Source organism: Streptomyces sp. NPDC023541, from assembly GCF_055559995.1.
In genome coordinates, this window is the sequence record NZ_JBVHJO010000003.1 from 314094 (window position 1) to 331862 (window position 17769).

General features: G+C 73.3%; 19 protein-coding genes. 5 read left to right on the plus strand and 14 right to left on the minus strand.

Annotated elements, in window-relative coordinates; translation table 11 throughout:
* Positions 1-39 precede the first annotated feature (39 nt).
* Positions 40-870, plus strand: a complete 831-nt coding sequence (locus ACZ3X1_RS08975; protein WP_356813589.1) for a maleylpyruvate isomerase family mycothiol-dependent enzyme — start codon at positions 40-42, stop codon at positions 868-870.
* Between the two features lie 144 nt (positions 871-1014).
* Here ACZ3X1_RS08975 and ACZ3X1_RS08980 read toward each other — a convergent pair whose 3' ends face one another.
* The gene (locus ACZ3X1_RS08980; RefSeq protein WP_467278561.1) at positions 1015-2430 is read right to left on the minus strand and encodes an MFS transporter; all 1416 of its coding nucleotides are present in this window, start codon (positions 2428-2430) and stop codon (positions 1015-1017) included.
* Positions 2431-2501: 71 nt separating this feature from the next.
* On the minus strand, positions 2502-3152 hold the full coding sequence (locus tag ACZ3X1_RS08985) for a GntR family transcriptional regulator (protein ID WP_467278060.1): 651 nt from the start codon (positions 3150-3152) through the stop codon (positions 2502-2504).
* A gap of 192 nt (positions 3153-3344) precedes the next feature.
* Between ACZ3X1_RS08985 and ACZ3X1_RS08990 the strand changes: the two genes are divergently transcribed.
* On the plus strand, positions 3345-4544 hold the full coding sequence (locus tag ACZ3X1_RS08990; protein ID WP_467278063.1) for a DUF418 domain-containing protein: 1200 nt from the start codon (positions 3345-3347) through the stop codon (positions 4542-4544).
* On the opposite strand, the gene ACZ3X1_RS08995 is transcribed toward ACZ3X1_RS08990, so the two are convergent.
* The 3 genes from ACZ3X1_RS08995 to ACZ3X1_RS09005 all read right to left on the minus strand — a co-directional run bounded on the left by ACZ3X1_RS08995 (position 4507) and on the right by ACZ3X1_RS09005 (position 7182).
* The gene (locus ACZ3X1_RS08995) at positions 4507-4839 is read right to left on the minus strand and encodes a hypothetical protein (protein WP_356813593.1); all 333 of its coding nucleotides are present in this window, start codon (positions 4837-4839) and stop codon (positions 4507-4509) included. The two genes, ACZ3X1_RS08990 and ACZ3X1_RS08995, sit on opposite strands and share 38 nt — an antisense overlap.
* 13 nt (positions 4840-4852) lie before the next feature.
* Positions 4853-6724, minus strand: a complete 1872-nt coding sequence (locus ACZ3X1_RS09000; protein ID WP_467278066.1) for a C1 family peptidase — start codon at positions 6722-6724, stop codon at positions 4853-4855.
* Positions 6725-6906: 182 nt separating this feature from the next.
* Positions 6907-7182 carry a glutaredoxin domain-containing protein gene (locus tag ACZ3X1_RS09005; RefSeq protein ID WP_467278068.1) on the minus strand — a complete coding sequence of 92 codons (276 nt, stop codon included), beginning with the start codon at positions 7180-7182 and terminating at the stop codon, positions 6907-6909.
* Positions 7183-7286: 104 nt separating this feature from the next.
* Between ACZ3X1_RS09005 and ACZ3X1_RS09010 the strand changes: the two genes are divergently transcribed.
* A complete protein-coding gene (locus ACZ3X1_RS09010) occupies positions 7287-8492 on the plus strand; it encodes a DUF1266 domain-containing protein (RefSeq protein WP_467278070.1) in 1206 nt (401 codons plus the stop codon).
* A gap of 75 nt (positions 8493-8567) precedes the next feature.
* Positions 8568-8984 (plus strand): PPOX class F420-dependent oxidoreductase, encoded by a 417-nt coding sequence (locus ACZ3X1_RS09015; protein WP_467278072.1) that lies wholly within the window; start codon positions 8568-8570, stop codon positions 8982-8984.
* 214 nt (positions 8985-9198) lie between these two features.
* Here the strand turns inward: ACZ3X1_RS09015 and ACZ3X1_RS09020 are convergent, their stop codons facing one another.
* The 9 genes from ACZ3X1_RS09020 to pdhA form a co-directional block, all read right to left on the minus strand.
* Positions 9199-9963 carry a hypothetical protein gene (locus ACZ3X1_RS09020; RefSeq protein ID WP_467278075.1) on the minus strand — a complete coding sequence of 255 codons (765 nt, stop codon included), beginning with the start codon at positions 9961-9963 and terminating at the stop codon, positions 9199-9201.
* Positions 9964-9988: 25 nt separating this feature from the next.
* Positions 9989-10135 (minus strand): hypothetical protein, encoded by a 147-nt coding sequence (locus tag ACZ3X1_RS09025; RefSeq protein WP_467278077.1) that lies wholly within the window; start codon positions 10133-10135, stop codon positions 9989-9991.
* Positions 10132-10911, minus strand: a complete 780-nt coding sequence (locus ACZ3X1_RS09030; RefSeq protein WP_467278079.1) for a hypothetical protein — start codon at positions 10909-10911, stop codon at positions 10132-10134. Before ACZ3X1_RS09030 ends, ACZ3X1_RS09025 begins: the two co-directional genes overlap by 4 nt.
* 156 nt (positions 10912-11067) lie before the next feature.
* Positions 11068-11214: an RHS repeat domain-containing protein gene (locus ACZ3X1_RS09035; protein WP_436840808.1), complete on the minus strand. Its 147-nt coding sequence runs from the start codon at positions 11212-11214 to the stop codon at positions 11068-11070.
* Positions 11215-11259: 45 nt separating this feature from the next.
* The gene (locus ACZ3X1_RS09040; protein WP_467278083.1) at positions 11260-12198 is read right to left on the minus strand and encodes a GNAT family N-acetyltransferase; all 939 of its coding nucleotides are present in this window, start codon (positions 12196-12198) and stop codon (positions 11260-11262) included.
* 57 nt (positions 12199-12255) lie between these two features.
* Positions 12256-12885 carry a hypothetical protein gene (locus tag ACZ3X1_RS09045; RefSeq protein WP_467278086.1) on the minus strand — a complete coding sequence of 210 codons (630 nt, stop codon included), beginning with the start codon at positions 12883-12885 and terminating at the stop codon, positions 12256-12258.
* A gap of 109 nt (positions 12886-12994) precedes the next feature.
* Positions 12995-14428: a dihydrolipoamide acetyltransferase family protein gene (locus tag ACZ3X1_RS09050; protein WP_467278088.1), complete on the minus strand. Its 1434-nt coding sequence runs from the start codon at positions 14426-14428 to the stop codon at positions 12995-12997.
* 13 nt (positions 14429-14441) lie between these two features.
* Positions 14442-15422 (minus strand): alpha-ketoacid dehydrogenase subunit beta, encoded by a 981-nt coding sequence (locus ACZ3X1_RS09055; protein WP_356813602.1) that lies wholly within the window; start codon positions 15420-15422, stop codon positions 14442-14444.
* A complete protein-coding gene (gene pdhA, locus ACZ3X1_RS09060) occupies positions 15422-16630 on the minus strand; it encodes a pyruvate dehydrogenase (acetyl-transferring) E1 component subunit alpha (protein WP_356813603.1) in 1209 nt (402 codons plus the stop codon). Before pdhA ends, ACZ3X1_RS09055 begins: the two co-directional genes overlap by 1 nt.
* Before the next feature lie 325 nt (positions 16631-16955).
* Here pdhA and ACZ3X1_RS09065 point away from each other — a divergent pair, with 325 nt between their 5' ends.
* The gene (locus ACZ3X1_RS09065) at positions 16956-17615 is read left to right on the plus strand and encodes a response regulator (protein ID WP_467278093.1); all 660 of its coding nucleotides are present in this window, start codon (positions 16956-16958) and stop codon (positions 17613-17615) included.
* Positions 17616-17769 lie beyond the last annotated feature (154 nt).

The window sequence follows — 17769 nt, forward strand, 5'->3', positions numbered from 1 at the left end:
ACTGAACGACGCCACTGAACAGCACCGCGAGGGGTCCCGTTGACCGTCCATCCGCATCCCAGCCTTCAGCCCTATGCCGACGCGTGGACGCACTCGATCGAGGCGATATCCGAGTTGGTCCTCCCCCTGACGGAGGGCGAGTGGAACCGGGCGACGCCGTGCCCCGGCTGGTCGGTCCGTGACGTCGTCTCCCACATCATCGGCATCGAGTGCGAGCAGCTCGGGGACCCCCGGCCGATCCACACGGTGGCGCGGGACCTGCGGCACGTGGTGGACGAGTTCAGCCGGTACATGGAGGTGCAGGTCGACGTGCGGCGCCACCACACCGCGCCGGAGATGACCTCGGAGCTGGAGTACACCGTCATCCGCCGCGCGCGGCAGCTGCGCAACGAGAAGCGGGATCCGGACACGATGGTGCGGGGGCCGCTCGGCGACCAGGTGACCCTGGAACACGCGCTGCGGCTGCGGGCGTTCGATGTGTGGATCCACGAGCAGGACCTGCGGTGGGCGCTGGGCGCGCCGGGGAACTGGGACTCGCCGGGTGCGTACGTGGCGCGGGACATCCTCCTGTCCGGGCTGCCGAAGGTGGTGGCGAAGCGGGCGGGCGCCCCGGCGAACTCGGCGGTGGTGATCGACGTGCACGGGCAGCTGGAGTTCATGCGGACGGTACGGGTGGACGCGGACGGCCGCGGCACGGTGGACAAGTCCCCGTCGCTGGGCCCGGCGGTGACGCTGACCATGGACTGGGAGACGTACGTCCGGCTCGCGGCGGGCCGGGTACGGGCGCGCACGGTCGCCGACCGGGTGAAGGTGGAGGGCGACGCACAGCTGGCGGAGGCCATCCTGACGCAGTTCTCCGTGACCCCCTGACGCCGCCGTGAGCCCGCTCAGGCGGTGGTGCTGAACCGTACGGCCGTGGCGGCCGCGCGGCGGAATCCGGTCGGGTTGATCGCGTAGGCCGTGCGGAAGGCGCGGCTGAAGGCGGGGGCACCGCTCCCCGGTGGGCGGCGCGGCCTAGGGCGTCTCGCGCCCTGCTGTTTCCGGCAGGGGACACGCGGTGGGCCGCGGCCGCGGCTCCGCCTCCGGACCGGACGCCTGTCCGGAAGTCTGCGCAGGCGCCGATACGGGCGCCGGTACGAGCGCCGGTTCGGGTGTCTGCGCGGGTGTCTGCGCGGGGATGGTGACGCGGCCGCGGGCCGCCTCGCGGGCCAGTGCCCCGCGGCGCAGGCGCAGGATCTGGGTGACGCCGAGCGCTTCGAGCACGAAGACCGTCGAGAAGGCGATGCGGTAGTCGTCGCCGGTGGCGTCGAGCAGGACGCCCACCGTCAGCAGGGTCGTCATCGAGGCGATGAAGCCGCCCATGTTGGTGATCCCGGAGGCGGTGCCCTGGCGTTCGGCCGGGTTGGCGGGGCGGGCGAAGTCGAAGCCGATCATCGACGCCGGGCCGCAGCCGCCCAGCACCAGGCACAGGGTGACCAGCAGCCACATCGGCGCGTGGCCCCCCGGGTGGGCGAGGACCGCCCCCCAGAGCAGGGCCGTGAGGCCGACCGTTCCCAGCGCGAGCGGTATCCGGGTGGACTGGCGGCGGCCGATGATCTGGCCGTAGACCAGCCCGAGCGCCATGTTCGAGGCGACGACCAGCGTCAGCAGCGCGCCGGCGGTGGTCCGCGTCAGGCCCTGCGCCTCGATCAGGAAGGGCATCCCCCACAGCAGCAGGAACACCATCGCGGGGAACTGCGTGGTGAAGTGCACCCACAGCCCGAGCCGGGTGCCGGGTTCGCTCCAGGACTCCCTGATCTGGCGCCGCACGAAGCCCGCCCCGCCGGTCCGCTCCGCCGGCGCCGGGTCGTGGCCCTCCGGATGGTCGCGCAGGAACAGCACCAGCGGCACCAGCACCACCAGCCCGGCCACCGCGCTGCCGGCGAAGGCCGCGGTCCAGCCGACCCCGTGCAGGACGGGCGCGAGGACGAGGGTGGACACGAGGTTGCCCGCCATGCCGACCAGCCCGGCCAGCTGCGCCATCAGCGGCCCGCGCCGGGCCGGGAACCAGCGGGTGCCGAGCCGCAGCACGGAGATGAAGGTCATCGCGTCGCCGCAGCCCAGCAGGGCGCGGGCGGCGAGGGCCATCTCGTACGAGGGGGAGAGCGCGAAGCCGAGCTGCCCGGCGGTGAAGAGCACCGCGCCCAGCGTCAGTACCTTCTTGGTGCCGAGCCGGTCCACCATCAGGCCGACGGGGACCTGCATGCCCGCGTAGACGAGGAGCTGGAGCAGGGAGAAGGTGGACAGGGCGGAGGCGCTGACGCGGAAGCGGTCCGCCGCTTCGAGACCGGCCACGCCCAGGCTGGTGCGGAAGATCACCGCGACGAAGTAGACGGCGACGCCGATGCACCAGACGGCGACGGCCTTCCCACCGCCCGGCGGGTCCTTCATCTGCCCGGCGCCCACCGGCCCGGCGCCCCCCGGCCCGGCGCCCACCGGCCCGGCGCCCCCCGGCCCGGCGCTCACAGGCCCGGTCCCCGCACGAGCGACTCGACCCGGCCGATGTGCCCGCGCACCGCGGCGGCGGCCGCCCCGGCGTCCCCGGCGCGCAGCGCGTCCAGGATCTCGGCGTGCTCGGCCAGCGTCCGCTGCAGCCGGTCGGGGTGCGCGTGCAGCAGGGCCACGCCCATCCGCAGCTGCCGGTCGCGGAGTTGGTCGTAGAGCCGGCACAGGATCTGGTTCCCTGCGCTGCGCACGATCTCGGCGTGGAAGCCCCGGTCCGCCGCCGTCATCGCGGCGAGGTCCCCCGCGGCGGCGAGCCGGCGCTGCTCGTCGAGCAGCGCTTCCAGCCGGTCCAGCAGGCCGGGTGGCGCCGGCACGGCCTTGCGCACGGTGAACTCCTCGACCAGCAGCCGGGTTTCGAGGACGTCGTTGATCTCCTGCGCGGAGACCGGCAGGACCAGGGCACCCTTCTTCGGGTACAGCCTCAGCAGCCCCTCGGTCTCCAGGCGCAGCAGCGCCTCGCGGACCGGGGTGCGGGACACCCCCACCGCCTCGGCGAGTTCGCCCTCGGTGAGGAGGGTGCCGCCTTCGTAGCGCCGGTCGAGCACACCGTGCTTGACGTGCTGGTAGACGCGGTCGGCGGCGGTCGCGGTGCTGGTGGCGGCGGGCATGCGCACAGCATAGATACAACAGGGGTGCAAGCCGTGGCCGGTCCGGGATGTGGACCCGGGGTGGGGCCGCGGGCCCGTGGGGCCGGCCGGGGCGTCTCCTTCCCCGGCCGGGCCCGCCTGCACCGAAGGATGTACTACGCCTTCGTCCGCGCGCAGGACGTACCCGGCTCCGCGCGCCGGGAGCCTGGAGTCATGGCCGACACCCTCGCCCCGGCGGTCCGCACGACCGCCCGGCTCCCGCTCCTGGACGTCCTGCGCGGCGCCGCGATCCTCGGCACGCTCATGACCAACGTCTGGATCTTCACCTCGCCCGGCTCGGAGTGGAGCGTGCTGCAAGGGGGCCTGAAGGCGCCCGACGCACTCGCCGACCCCTCCGCCGCCACCATCGCGGAGTCCGTCTTCCGCTTCCTCGCGGACGGCAAGTTCCTGGCCCTGCTCACGGTCCTGTTCGGTGTCGGCCTGGCCATCCAGTACGACTCCGCCGCCCGGCGCGGCGAACCGTGGCCTGGCCGCTATCCCCAGCGCGCCGCCTTCCTGTTCGTCGAGGGCACCGTCCACTTCGTCCTCGTCTTCGCCTGGGACGTGCTGATGGGGTACGCCGTGACCGCCCTGCTCGTCGCCTGGCTGCTGGCCCGCTCGGAGAAGGTGCGGCGCGCGGCCATGTGGACGGCCGGCGGGGTGCACCTGGCAGTGACGGGCCTGCTGACCCTCGACGCGATGGCCCGGCCGGACGGCGCACCGAAGGCCCCGGCCGCGGCCGCCGTCGACCTCTACGCCCACGGGAGCTGGCCGGCGCAGATCGCCTTCCGCCTGGACCACTTCCTCGCCCTGCGCATCGAGCCCGTCATCTCCTTCGGGCTGCTGGTCTTCCTCTTCCTCCTCGGCGTACGCCTCCACCGCGCCGGCACCTTCGCCGCGACCGCCGACGGCCGCCGCGTCCGGACCCGGCTGGCCGCCTGGGGCCTGGGCCTCGGCCTGCCGCTGAACGCCGCGACCACCTTCGGCGGCGGCGACTTCTACCTCCTGGGCCGCTACGGTGCGGCGCCGCTGCTCGCCCTGGGCTACATCGGCCTGATCGGCATCGCGCTGGACCGGCTGTGGATCCCCGGCTCCGCGACCCGCGCCCTCGGCTCCGTCGGCCGCACCGCGCTGTCCTGCTACGTCGCCCAGAACCTGCTCTGCATGCTGCTCTGCTACGGCATCGGGCTGGGCCTGGCCGACCGGCCGGCCGGCAGCGGCCCCTGGTGGGTGATGGGCCTGTGGGCGGGCGTGAGCCTGACCCTGGCGGCCGGGTCGTCGCTGTGGCTGCGCCGCTTCGACCGCGGCCCCCTGGAAGCCCTGCAGCACGCGGTCCTCAGCCCGCGCCGTCCGCGCCGCCGGCCGCCGGTCTGACCTCCACGTCCAGCACGAACTCGTCGTAGGGCGCCTCGTCCGGGTACGGCGGCCGGACCTGCGCGAAACGGATCCTGGCCCGGCCCCCGCCCGGGGGCCGGGCCCGTACGACGTAGCTCAGCTCCACCGCGGCCCCGGGCGGCGCTCCGCCCGCCGCACCCGCGGCCTGCGCCACCGACACCACCTCCGCGTCGCCCGTGACCTGCCAGGTCCACACGTACCCGCGCGCCCCGCGCCCGGTGAGCCGCAGCTCGTACGGCTCACCGGGGCTCAGCACGACACTGCGCACCTCCACGCCGCCGGTCCTCTCAGACGGGGCCGATCACCGGCCCTTCGTGCCAGCCCGCGCCGTCGCGCCAGTAGTGCTGCAGGCGGCGGTCGGTGCGCAGGACGACGACTTCCAGGTTGAACCCGAAGCTGCCCTGGAGCATCCCGGTGACCGAGGCGACGTCGTGGCCGAAGACGGCACCGCACCACCAGGGCGAGCCACCCGCGTTGCCGCGCCACCAGTGCTCGACCCGGCCGCCGGCCACCGCCACGCACAGCTCGTAGTTCCCGGCGGTGTCCTCGTCGGCGGCCCCGTACTGGCCCTCGATCAGGCAGGGCGCGGAGGTGGCGGGCGTGCCGCTGCCGAAGACCTCCCCGGCGCGCCAGGCGAAGCCGTCGGGGTCGTCGCGCCACCACAGCTGCATGAGGCCGTCGGTGCGGGCGGCGACCAGGTCGAGGTGGCGCGAGCGGGTCTGGACGAGGGCGGGGCCGTAGTGGGCGATGCCGGAGGCGAAGCGGCCGCCGTCGTTCCAGGTCCAAGGTGCGCCGTTGATCCGCCACCAGTGGTTGAGCCGGCCGTCGGATGTACGGACGACCACCTCGAAGTTGCCGGGCTTGCCGTAGTCGCTCTGGATGAACGCCGGGGTGGAGCCGACGGCCGCGTCCCCCGGGCCGAAGACGCCCCCGTCGCGCCACACGCCGGCGGACTGCTCGTAGTACCAGTGGCGCAGCCGGCCGCCCGTGGTCACGTGCAGGGACTCCATGTTGCGGTTGTAGGTGGTCCCGGTGAAGGCGGGCTGACCGGAGGCGTCGTTGGCGAACACGCCCGCGCGGGCCCAGGCGAAGGGCGCGTCGCCCTCGCGCCACCAGTGCTGGAGCCGGGCGCCCGTGGTGGTGGCGAGGAGTTCGAAGTTGCGGTGGGCGCGGCCGTTGCCGCTCTCGTAGACGTTGCCGGTGTGCAGGCGGCGCTTGGTCCACGGGTCCGGGTTGGTGCCGCGCAGCCCGCACTTGGCCCAGTGGTCGATCCTGACCTCGCCGTAGGCGATCCGGCCGTAGCCGCCGACGTGGTAGCCCGTGCCCCAGGAGTTCTTGAACAGCCAGCAGCCCGCCGCGTCGTCGTAGCCGACGACCAGCACGCAGTGGCCGCCCGCGAGGCGGTCGCTGGTGCGGTGGTAGACCCCGGAGCCGAGACCGAAGAAGTCGTCGTAGACGTCGAAGCAGGCGGTCAGCGGGCCGACCGTGTCCAGCCACACCTTCTGCTGCTCGACATCGCCGAGCCGGACGTAGTCGGTGACCCGCACGGTACGGCCGGACCGGTCCCAGCTCGGCGTGTACTCGGCGCGCCAGGCGTCGCGGCGGGCGGCCGGGAGCCCGGCCGGAGGGATGCTGTACGGCCAGCAGTCCGGGTCGGCGAGGCCGCCGTTCTCCGTGATCCAGTCGAGGGCGGTCTCCGGGTTGCTGCCCTGCCCGCAGCTGAAGCGCAGACCGTCGTGGACGTCGCCCTCGGAGCGCTCCGCCCATACGTCGTGCTCGATGCGGGCCATGGACTCCACCAGGCCGGCGGCGCCGAAGGCCCAGCAGGAACCGCACGGGTTCTGGTCCTTCACCTTGGTGATCCAGGGCCAGCCCCAGCGGTCGCGCCAGTCCACGGCGGCGGGCCGGGCTCCGAGGACCGGCTCCCCCGCCCCGGCGAGCAGCCCGTGGGCGGCGCGGCGCCGGGTCAGGTGCGGATTGCCGCTCGCGTGCCCGATGAGGCCCCGCAGATCGATCGTGCCCGCCTCCGCGGCGGTTGTCAGGTTCGCACCGGGCTCCAGACCGAGCGAGGGCCGCGGCACCGGCTCCTCGTCGGCCAGGTGCTCCAGCACCGACCACCGCGCCCCTCGCGCGCTCAGCTGCGCGCGCAGCTCCCCCACCGATTGAACAGACTCCTGCGGCATGGCGGCCCCCCAGCTGCAACCGTTCGGATCCGAGACCGGGGAGCGTCCCTCCCCCGCCGGGGACCGTCAAGGGGGTCCGCACGGTCGCGCGGTGGCACGCGGGGGGCGTGCCGACGGGCCCGGTCGATCTGAGGTCGCGCCCGGCGTACGGGGCCAGGTCACCCGGCGCCGAGTGCTCGTCGGACCCGGGTCAACGACGGGTTCACCATGGGCGGGTGGCCGGCGACCACCACCGTCGGGACGGTCTCGTTGCCGTCGGCCACCCCGCGGACGAAGGCCGCCGCGTCGGGGTCCCGCCGGATGTCGACCTTCCGGTAAGGGATCCGGGCCGCCCGCAGCTGCGTACGGAGCTTGATGCACAAGTCGCGTCCCGGCCGCCAGTACAGGGTGACGACCGCACCGCTGCCGGACGCCGTGAAGCCGAACGGCCCCATGCCGCAACCCCCTTGAGCCAGCTCCCACCTGCCCGGCCGACATTGCCCGCGGGAAGGCGGAACGGGCCGGCTCGGCCCGGAAGGGGTCCGTATAAGGTCCCCGTATGGGCACCTGGATCGCGCCGAGCGTCATCGAGAGAGAGCTGTACGAGGCCAAGGCGGCGGGCGACTGGGCCGCGTACTTCGACGTGCTCGCACGCGCCCAGCTCTACCTCGTGCAGCCCCGCGTGCAGGCCGACGCGCACCCCGACTCGGTCTTCTTCCACCCCACCCCGGACCGCATGCTCGTCGTCCGCACCGCCGGCATGCTGCCCGCGCCCACTCCCGAGACCGTCTTCGAGGCCCGGAGTCTGGGCTGGTTCTCCAAGGTGTGGGCCGCCGACGACCCCGCCTTCCTCGCCGTGAACCCGGGCTCACCCGCCGAGGCGTACCTCACCACCACCCCCGCCGACCTGGCCCGTTGGCGGGCGCACGCCGACGCCGCGCCCTGCTACGGCCTGCCCGAGGGCAAGGTCCACGCCCTCTTCACCGGCGGGCCCCTGCACGGGGACATCGCGCACGGCCTCGCCGTCGGCAGCCATCTCGCCGTCACCAACGGCGAGTTCTGGAACGCCCTGGCCTACCACGGCAGCGGATACCGGCACGAGCGCCGCCGCGTCGCGAAGAGCTGGGGCATCACCGACCGGGCCGACTGGCTCGCCACCCTCGAAGAGCTCCTGAACACCTCGGTGGTCAGCCCGGTGTGGGAGTTCGCGCTGCGCGTCCGCCGCGTCCTCGCCTCCGACTTCGCGGGGCCCGTGGACGTGGAGCACTGGCGGCACGCCGCCGAGGCGAGCATGCGCCGCAACGCCGAACGGGCCGCCGAGCCGCAGCTCACGCCCGAGGGGGTCACCGTCGCCCGGCCGCGCCCTGCCGCCGAGGTGGAGGGGGAGATAGCCGGCGTCAAGCGCCTCATAGGCCGCATAGCCCGCTACGAACAGCGCTTCCGGGCCGACGGGCTGCTCCCCGAGGACGGCTGGGTCCGCTCCGTCGAGGCCTGGGACCTCGGCCGCGCCTCCCAGATGGCCCGCTGGGGCATCGGCTGCCGCTACGGCACCCTGCACGAGGCGGAGAAGGCCGTACTGCGCGCCGGAGAGTCGGCCCGCCAGACGTACCGCTCGTGGGAGGAGTTCTCCGCCGGGTACGTCCTCGGCCGGTGCCTCCACTTCGACGAGGAGGAGTTCGGCACCTGGTACACGACGGCCCTCGCCGCCCACGTCGCACTGACCACAGACCCGGCCAGCCCGTGGCTCAACATCCCGTGGAACTGACCGACTTCGGTGAGTCACCGCAGGGGGTCCGGAAACCGGCGGCGCTCCGCCGGCGCCCCGACTAGCCTCGCCGCCATGACTGTTGAGCTGAATGAGACCGTGCGCGGGCTGCTCGACTCCCCGCACCCCGCCGTCCTGTCGACCATCAACCCCGACGGCAGTCCGCAGAGTTCCGTGATCTGGGTGAGCCGCGACGGGGGCGACCTGCTGATCTCCACCGAGCGGGGACGCCGCAAGGAGCGCAACATCCTCCGGGACGGGCGGGTCGGCGTCACCGTCTTCGACCTGGCCAACCCCTTCCTCTACGCCGAGATCCGCGGCACGGCCACCGTCACCGAGGACGTCGGCCGCGCGGTGGCCGTCCGCATCGCCGAGGAGTACCTCGGACCGGGCGCCGGCAAGGAGTACCGCGACGCCCCGGCGGAGGACGTCCGCGTGGTCGTCCGCATCACCCCGACCAAGGTCCTCGGCAACGCCGCGCGCCAGGGCTGACCCGCCGCGAACACCCGGAGCCTCTGTCCCGCCGCGTGCGGGGGCCGGGGCTCCCGGTCCCCGGGCCGGTGGTGTGACGCGCTCGGCGACACCCGCACCGAGGTCGGCGCGGGCGCCGTCGGCAGGACGCGTACCGCCGAGGCCGAGGGCGGGCACTGCATCCCGGCCGGCGCCGTCGCCGTCGCGGTGCACCTGGCACCACCGGCCGGTGCCCTCACGGCAGCAGGGGTCTGACCTGCGCCCACGCGTCGACCGACGTCGCCGGTGGATCGCCGTCAGCCAGGTGGGGTCGCAGCGCCGTCAGCCAGGGGATCAGGGATTTGATGCGGCGCAGGTGGCGGATGCGGTGGTGGGGGAGGTCGCGCCAGACGCGGCTCTGGGCCGCCGCCTGGGCCGGGGTCAGATCGATCAGCGCGAGCAGTTCCCGGCACAGGGCCGCCGGGTCCCCGCCGCGGTCCGGGCCGAACTGCTCGATCAAGTAAGCGCGTACACAGGCAAGTTCGGGCGCACCGGCCAGTTCGGGCGTGCGCTCGGCCGCCGCGCAGCGGTGGGTGGCGGCCAGTGCCACCCGGCCCCAGCGCAGCCGGACCCCGTCCGGAAGGCGGTCGTCGCGCATCCGCACGCCGGCCAGGACGCGCAGCGTCCGCGGGTGGGGCTCGTCACGCAAGGGCGGGTCGGTGGCCAGCCAGGCCTCCAGGTCCTCCAGCGAGTGCCCGTCGGGCGGCACCGAGGTCAGCACCTGCCCGCGGGAGAGCAGCGCGACCATGGCCCCCCTGAAGTGGGCCTTCGCACTGTGTCCGGCGCCGAGGGAGCCGACGGGCCGCCCGTACCGCTCGATGTGGCGCAGGCCAATCCGCGACTCGCCGACGGCGTAGACCTGCCCGGCCCGGGCCACCCCGCCGACGCAGCGGACCACGCACACGCCGCCCGTGACGTCGGCCTCCTCGACGGAGTACACCTGCAATTCGGCGATGGACACCCGACCCCCTTCCCCGGGCGGGAGATTACCGGCCGGGGGGCCCCTGCCCTTCCAGGGCGTGCGCGCAGGCCCGGAATCCGCGCCGGATCCCTTGCGGGGAGCCGGAGGAGGGCAGCAGGACGCCCGGCTCGGGCACCTCGTCGCAGTACGGCGCGTAAGGCTTGTCGTTCACGACGGAGCCGGCCCGGGACAGGAGGCTGCCCCCGGGCCCTGCTCGATGCGGTCCAGCAGGGGCGCCGCCCACTTCGGGAGAGCGGACGCCGCCAGGCGGGGCGGGCGGGGGTCGGAGGTGATGCCGATGCCTCCCGCCGGGTCGCCGTACACGAACCGCTGGGACCACCCCAGCCAGGAGCGGACGAACAGGTTCGCGCTCCACGTCAGGGCCAGCGCGCCGCGCAGCCCGGGGACCTCGTACCAGTAGCTGGTGAGCACCACCGCGCGGGAGACCGCCTCGTCCGGGTCCCCCGGCCGGGAATCGGCGGTGAGCCCGGCGGCCAGTACCGATGCCGCGAACCGATTGTCGGCGAGCAGCCCGCCGCTGTCGCAGACGACCGCGTCCAGCAGGTCCGCCGGAAGGCCGGCGGCGGCCCGCTCCAGCCTCGCCAGCAGCGCGGGCAGGCCCGGATCGCCCGCCGCCTCCGGGTCGGGAACCACCCTCAGGTCGGCCGGCAGCCGCTCGTTCCCCGTGCGGGCGGCCAGCAGGTGCACGTACGCCAGCGCGCGCAGGGTCTGCCAGCGGCAGAGCGTGTCGAGCAGCGTGGTCCGGGAGCTGCGGAAGGCGAGCCGCACCGGCCAGTCGGCCGCCCGGACGTCGTTGCCGAGCGCCCGCAGCTCCGCCGGCAGCGGGGCCGGGAAGACCCGGCTCCGGCCGGGGTCGTAGGAGGGCTCGGCGCGGTAGCCGGGCCAGCCGGGTGCCGGATCGCGGGGGGTACCGCTGCGGCTACTCATTCACTTCGTCCCCCTTCGGGGTCCGCCACTTCGCCGTGTCCTTGCCGTCCCGCGGAGTGATGTAGTTGGAGAGGTCCTCCGGCTCGATGTGGTACGCATGGATCAATATTGTCCTGGCGGATGATGGCCACCGGCCTGGACGGGTCCAGGCTCTTGTCAATGATGATCCGCGCCCGTCACCGTGCCGCCCGCGTCCTTGCGGACGGTGTGCCCCAAGGCGTCGCGCTCGTACGTGATCCGCTGCCCGAGGGCGTCGGTGCGGGCGACGAGCCGGCCCGCCGGGTCATAGGCGTAGTCGAGCACACGGCCGTCGAAGTCGGTCTCCCGGACGAGCCGGCCCGCCGTTCCTCAGACCCCGGACGGTTCCTCCCACACCAGCCGGATCTCGGTGACCTCGTAGCCGGCCCGGTCGAAGGCGGCGGCCATCGGGATGTTGACGGTGTCCGTGGTCGCGGTGATGCGCTGCGCTCCCTCGCCCGCGTGGAAGCGGGTGATCTCGCCCAGGATCTCGTCGATCAGGCCCTGGCCGCGCTGTTCGGGCACGACGCCCAGGTAGCCGACGTTGCGGTGGTACGGGGTCGCCGACGGGATGGCCATGCCCGCGAGGGTGCCGTCCGGGAGGTGGGCGAGCCGCCACCAGGAGCGCTCGCCGGGGCAGTCGAGGTAGAACTCGATGTCCTCGCGGGCCAGTTGTTCCGCCTCCATCGACTGGAGCTCGGTCTGCGTGTGCAGGTCGAGGCTGCCGGCGGACAGCCGGATGAAGGCGTCCAGGAACTCCTCGTCGGTGCCGTCGCGGAAGACGAGCCGTCCGGTGGGCCCGGCCGTCCCGGCGGCCGGGGTCCACTCGTAGCGCAGCCGCTCGATCTCGCGCGTCAGACCGGTCCTGTACGCGGCCTCCTGGCGCCAGGCGACCGCCGCGGCCAGCTCCGGGTCGGCCCGCCAGCCGCGGGGCAGGGAGACGTTGCAGCCGGGCCTCTTGCCGAAGGCGGCGTGGCCGGCCTCCAGCAGCCCGGCGGCGACCGCGGCCGGGTCGGCCACGGAGGCCCGTACCTGCAGGCAGTCGAGCGCGATGGGCCGCTCGCTGTCGCCGCGGCCCCACCACAGCGCACGGGCCAGGATCTCGCCTTCCTCGTCCTCGGCGATCCAGATCCACTCGGGGCGGATCCGGTTCTCGGCGAGCTCCTCACGGACCTTCTCGGCGGTGAGGGCGGGGACGGGGCCGTCGGCCGGGTAGGCGACGGTCCGGTCGAGGTCTGCGGGGTCTGCGGTGGCAGCGCGGAAAATCATCCGGTGATGATCACACGGGGTCCACCACGCCGACCAGGGGTTTCCCCCGCGGCCCGGTCACTCGCCCTGTTCCACGATCCGTTCCAGGGCGTGCGCGTACGCCCGCAGGCGCCGCTTGAAGGGCTCCGGCGAGCCCGACGAGGGCATCAGGAGCCCGGGAAGGAACGCGACCCGCCACACAAGGACCACCTCGTGCAGCGACCGCCCGCCTCCGGCCCCGCCCCACACGCACACCGCGCCGATCACCTCCGCGATCTCCCGGGCCGGGGACTCCACGTCGTCGTCGCCGCGCAGGGCCGCCACCCCCACCAGCGCCTGGAGGAGATGCGCCAGCTGGAGGTCGACACCCATCCGGGCCATGCGGCGAACCGTTTCCGGTGCGCCGAGGTCCGGGGTGTACTCCTCGATGCATCCCGACCACATCAGCAGGGTGACCGGCGGGACGTCGTGCTCCCGCAGGTAGCCGAGCCCGTCCATGACGTCCATCGACTCGGCATGAAAGCCGCCCAGCCGCCGCACCACGTCCAGCACCCGGTCCAGCTCGCCGCGGTGACGCGCGACGAACGCGCCCACCGACACCGATTCCAGCGCCGCGCCGCACTCGACGAGCGCGCCGAGCGGGCCGAAGACCTCGCGTACGAGGGTCGTCTCCGCTGCCGCCGACCCCCCGGCCGTCCGGTCGTTCATCGCACAGCTCCTTCCAGAGGCCCGCGGACGTTCGTACGGCTGCGCCACGGCCGATGGCCGGCCCTCCGCGGAGGGGGGCCGGCCATCGGGTGGGGCGCGGTGCGTGCCGCTACGACCAGGTGATCAGCCGGCGGGGGTGTTCCAGGACCGCCGCGATGTCGGCGAGGAACTTGGAGCCGAGCTCGCCGTCGATGAGACGGTGGTCGAACGACAGGGCCAGGGTGGTGACCTGGCGCGGCTTGACCTTGCCCTTGTGGACCCACGGCTGGAGCTTGATCGCGCCGACCGCGAGGATCGCGGACTCGCCGGGGTTCAGGATGGGCGTACCGGTGTCGACGCCGAAGACGCCGACATTGGTGATGGTGATCGTGCCGTTCTGCATGTCGGCCGGGGAGGTCTTGCCGTCGCGGGCCGTGGCGACCAGCGAGGACAGGGACTCCGACAGCTCGCCCAGGGTCTTGGCGTGGGCGTCCTTGATGTTGGGGACGATCAGCCCGCGCGGCGTGGCCGCCGCGATGCCCAGGTTGACGTAGTGCTTGAGCACGATCTCCTGGGCCGCCTCGTCCCAGGACGCGTTGACGTCCGGGTTGCGGCGGATGGCCACCAGGACGGCCTTCGCGATCAGGAGCAGCGGGTTGATCCGCAGACCGGCGAGGTCCGGGTCGTCCTTGAGCTCCTGCACCAGCTTCATCGTGCGGGTCACGTCGAGGGTGATGAACTCGGTGACGTGCGGCGCGGTGAAGGCCGAGCCGACCATGGCCTGGGCGGTCACCTTGCGGACGCCCTTGACCGGGATGCGGGTCTCCCGGGCCGACGTCTCGGCGGCCGGCGCGGCCTCGGCCACCGGGGCCGGGGTCTGGGCCTGGGCCTGGGCCTGCGCCGCGACGGGAGCCGCGACGGGAGCCGCGGCGGCGGGCCCGGCCTGCGGGGCGATCGCCGCGGCGGCCGCCGCGTGGACGTCCTCCCGGGTCACGACACCGCCGTCACCGGTCGGCACCACCGAGGCCAGGTCGATGCCCAGGTCCTTGGCGAGCTTGCGCACCGGCGGCTTGGCCAGCGGACGCTCGCCGATGGGCTGCGCCGGGACCGCGGGGAGCACCGGCGCGGCCGGGGCCGCGGGGGCGGCCGGAGCCGCGGGCGCGGCCGGAGCGGCCGTGCCGTTCTGCGCGGCCGGGGCCGCCGTGGCCTTGCGCGGGCGGCGCTTGGTGGAGGCGGTGGAGACGCCGTAGCCGACCAGGACGGGCTGGCGGGCCTCGGCGACGGGCGCGGCCGCCGTCTGGACCGGGGCCTCGGCGCCGGCTTCACCGGTCTGCACCGAGATGATCACCTGGCCGACGTCGACCGTGGTGCCCTCCTCGAACAGGAGCGCGTGCACGACGCCGTCGAACGGGATCGGCAGCTCGACGGCGGCCTTGGCCGTCTCGACCTCGCAGACGACCTGGCCGTCGGTGACCGTGTCACCCGGCTGGACGTACCACTTGAGGATCTCGGCCTCGGTGAGGCCCTCGCCCACATCGGGCATCTTGAATTCGCGGATGGTCATGGAACGTGGCTCCTCAGTACGCCAGCGAGCGGTCGACGGCGTCGAGCACCCGGTCCAGGCCCGGCAGGTACTCGTCCTCCAGGCGGGCCGGCGGGTAGGGGGCGTGGAAACCGCCCACGCGCAGCACCGGGGCCTCCAGGTGGTAGAAGCACCGCTCCGTGATGCGGGCGGCGATCTCCGAGCCCACGCCGAGGAAGACCGGCGCCTCGTGGACGACCACGAGCCGGCGGGTCCGCTCCACCGACGCCTGGATCCCGTCGAAGTCGACCGGGGACATCGAGCGCAGGTCCAGGACCTCCACCGACTTGCCCTCCTCGGCGGCCGCGGCCGCGGCCTCCAGGCAGACCTTCACCATCGGGCCGTAGGCGGCCAGGGTGAGGTCGGAGCCCTCGCGCACCACGCGCGACTTGTGCAGCTCGCCCGGGATGGCCTCGGTGTCGACCTCGCCCTTGTCCCAGTAGCGGCGCTTCGGCTCGAAGAAGATCACCGGGTCGTCGCTGAGGATCGCCTGCTGGAGCATCCAGTAGGCGTCGCTCGGGTTCGACGGGGAGACCACCTTCAGGCCCGCGACGTGCGCGAACAGCGTCTCGGGGGACTCCGAGTGGTGCTCGACCGCGCCGATCGCGCCGCCGTACGGGATGCGCACGACGACCGGCAGCTTGATCTTGCCCAGGGCCCGCGCGTGCATCTTCGCGAGCTGCGTGACGATCTGGTCGTACGCCGGGAAGACGAAGCCGTCGAACTGGATCTCCACGACCGGCCGGTAGCCGCGCAGGGCCAGGCCGATGGCGGTGCCGACGATGCCCGACTCGGCGAGCGGGGTGTCGATGACCCGCTCCTCGCCGAAGTCCTTCTGCAGGCCGTCGGTGATCCGGAAGACACCGCCCAGCTTGCCGACGTCCTCGCCCATGATCAGGACCTTCGGGTCCTGCTCCAGGGCCTTGCGCAGCGACTCGTTGAGCGCCTTCGCGATCGACATCTTCTGGGCAGCCATCAGTGACCCTCCTCGGCCGACTCGAAGGACGCGAGGTAGGCGGCGAACTGGGCGCGCTCCTCGTCGACGAGCGCGTGCCCGTCCGCGTAGACGTTCTCGAAGATCGCCATGGTGTCCGGGTCGGGCATGGCGCGCACGGCCTCGCGCACGCGCTTGCCCATCGCCTCGCTCTCGGCCTCCAGCTCGGCGAAGAACGCCTCGTCGGCGCCTCCGGTGGCCAGCAGGTGGGCCTTCAGGCGCTGGATGGGGTCCTTGGACTCCCAGGCCGCCGTCTCCTCGTCCCGCCGGTACTTCGTCGGATCGTCGGAGGTGGTGTGGGCGCCCATGCGGTACGTGAACGCCTCGACCAGGGTCGGGCCCTCGCCGCGGCGCGCCCGGTCCAGGGCCCAGCGGGTCACGGCCAGGCAGGCCAGGACGTCGTTGCCGTCGACGCGGACGCCGGGGAAGCCGAAGCCCTGCGCGCGCTGGTAGAGCGGCACGCGCATCTGGCGCTCGGTCGGCTCGGAGATCGCCCACTGGTTGTTCTGGCAGAAGAACACCACGGGGGAGTTGTAGACCGCGGAGAAGTTGAAGGCCTCCATCACGTCGCCCTGGCTGGACGCGCCGTCGCCGAAGTAGGCGATCACGGCCGCGTCGGCGCCGTCCTTGGCCACGCCCATCGCGTAACCGGTCGCGTGGAGCGTCTGCGAGCCGATGACGATCGTGTAGAGGTGGAAGTTGTTGAGGTTCGGGTCCCAGCCGCCGTGGTTCACGCCGCGGAACATCCCGAGCAGGTTGGTCGGGTCGACCCCGCGGCACCAGGCCACACCGTGCTCGCGGTAGGTCGGGAAGACGTAGTCCGCGTCGTTCAGCGCCCGGCCGGAGCCGATCTGCGCGGCCTCCTGGCCCAGCAGCGAGGCCCACAGGCCCAGCTCGCCCTGGCGCTGCAGGGCGGTCGCCTCACCGTCGAAGCGGCGGGTCATGACCATGTCGCGGTACAGGCCGCGCAGGTCCTCGGTGGTGATGTCTGCGACGAAGGATGCGAACTCCGCGTTCTCAGCGTGGTCGACCCGGTCCCCTTGGGGCGTCAGCAGCTGTACGAGCTGAGGTTCAGCGTCCTGCGTCTGCGCGGTGGCAGCGGCGGGCTTGGCGGCGCTTGCCGCACCTGCCGCCCGCTTGGTGCCGCTGCTGCGTCGCGGCTTGCGCGCGGCAGTGCTCTCCACGGTCACTTGTGCTCCTCCGTCGGTCCGGCACCCGGGTTCTCCGGGGTCCAGTGCGGCTCACCTGCATCCGTAACGAGCGCACGGGGTGGGTGCGCGTCGCGTACGGGATTCAGGCGTGACAGGCGTCCCGGCGAGTGCCCTGCGCAATGCACGTTACCCAGTGCGCCGCATAACTGCGAAACCCCGCTGACCTGCGTTTTTGCTTGGATTTCCAAGTAAATGCGCAGCGACGGGAACAACCACTGGTCACAGCCTTGCAGGGGCCGGGAACAACGGCACGTTATCCCGGGTAACTCCGGCAGGGAAGGGGTGAGTGTGTGAAACTGACTTCGTGCGCGAAGACGGAAAAATCAAGGTATTCCTCCTGGACGACCACGAAGTGGTCCGTCGCGGCGTCCACGAGCTGCTGTCGGTCGAAGCGGACATCGAGATCGTCGGCGAGGCCGGTACGGCCGCCGACGCCATGGTCCGCATCCCCGCCACCCGCCCCGACGTGGCCGTCCTCGACGTCCGCCTGCCGGACGGCAGCGGTGTGGAGGTGTGCCGCGAGGTGCGCTCCCGGAGCGAGGACGTCAAGTGCCTGATGCTGACCTCGTTCGCCGACGACGAGGCCCTCTTCGACGCGATCATGGCCGGCGCCTCGGGCTACGTGCTCAAGGCGATCCGCGGGAACGAGCTGCTCAGCGCCGTGCGTGACGTCGCCGCCGGCAAGTCGCTGCTGGACCCGGTCGCCACCGCACGCGTACTGGAGCGGCTGCGCGACGGCAAGGGCGGCAAGGGCGACGACCGCCTCGCCAACCTCACCGAGCAGGAGCGGAAGATCCTCGACCTGATCGGCGAGGGCCTGACCAACCGCGTCATCGGCGAGCGCCTGCACCTGGCCGAGAAGACGATCAAGAACTACGTCTCCAGCCTGCTGTCCAAGCTGGGCATGGAGCGCCGCTCCCAGGCCGCCGCCTACGTGGCCCGGCTGCAGGCGGAGAGGCGGTAGCACCCGGTCCGGCCGCGATCCGGCTCCACGGGCGGGGGTGTTGGTAACGGGAGGGGCGCCAGGTGTGCAACCCAGGCGTGGTTCGTACGGGGCCCACAATTCCTATTCCCCGGACCCTCGGCTCCGGTCGGTGCGGTTCACCGGAACGGCGCAG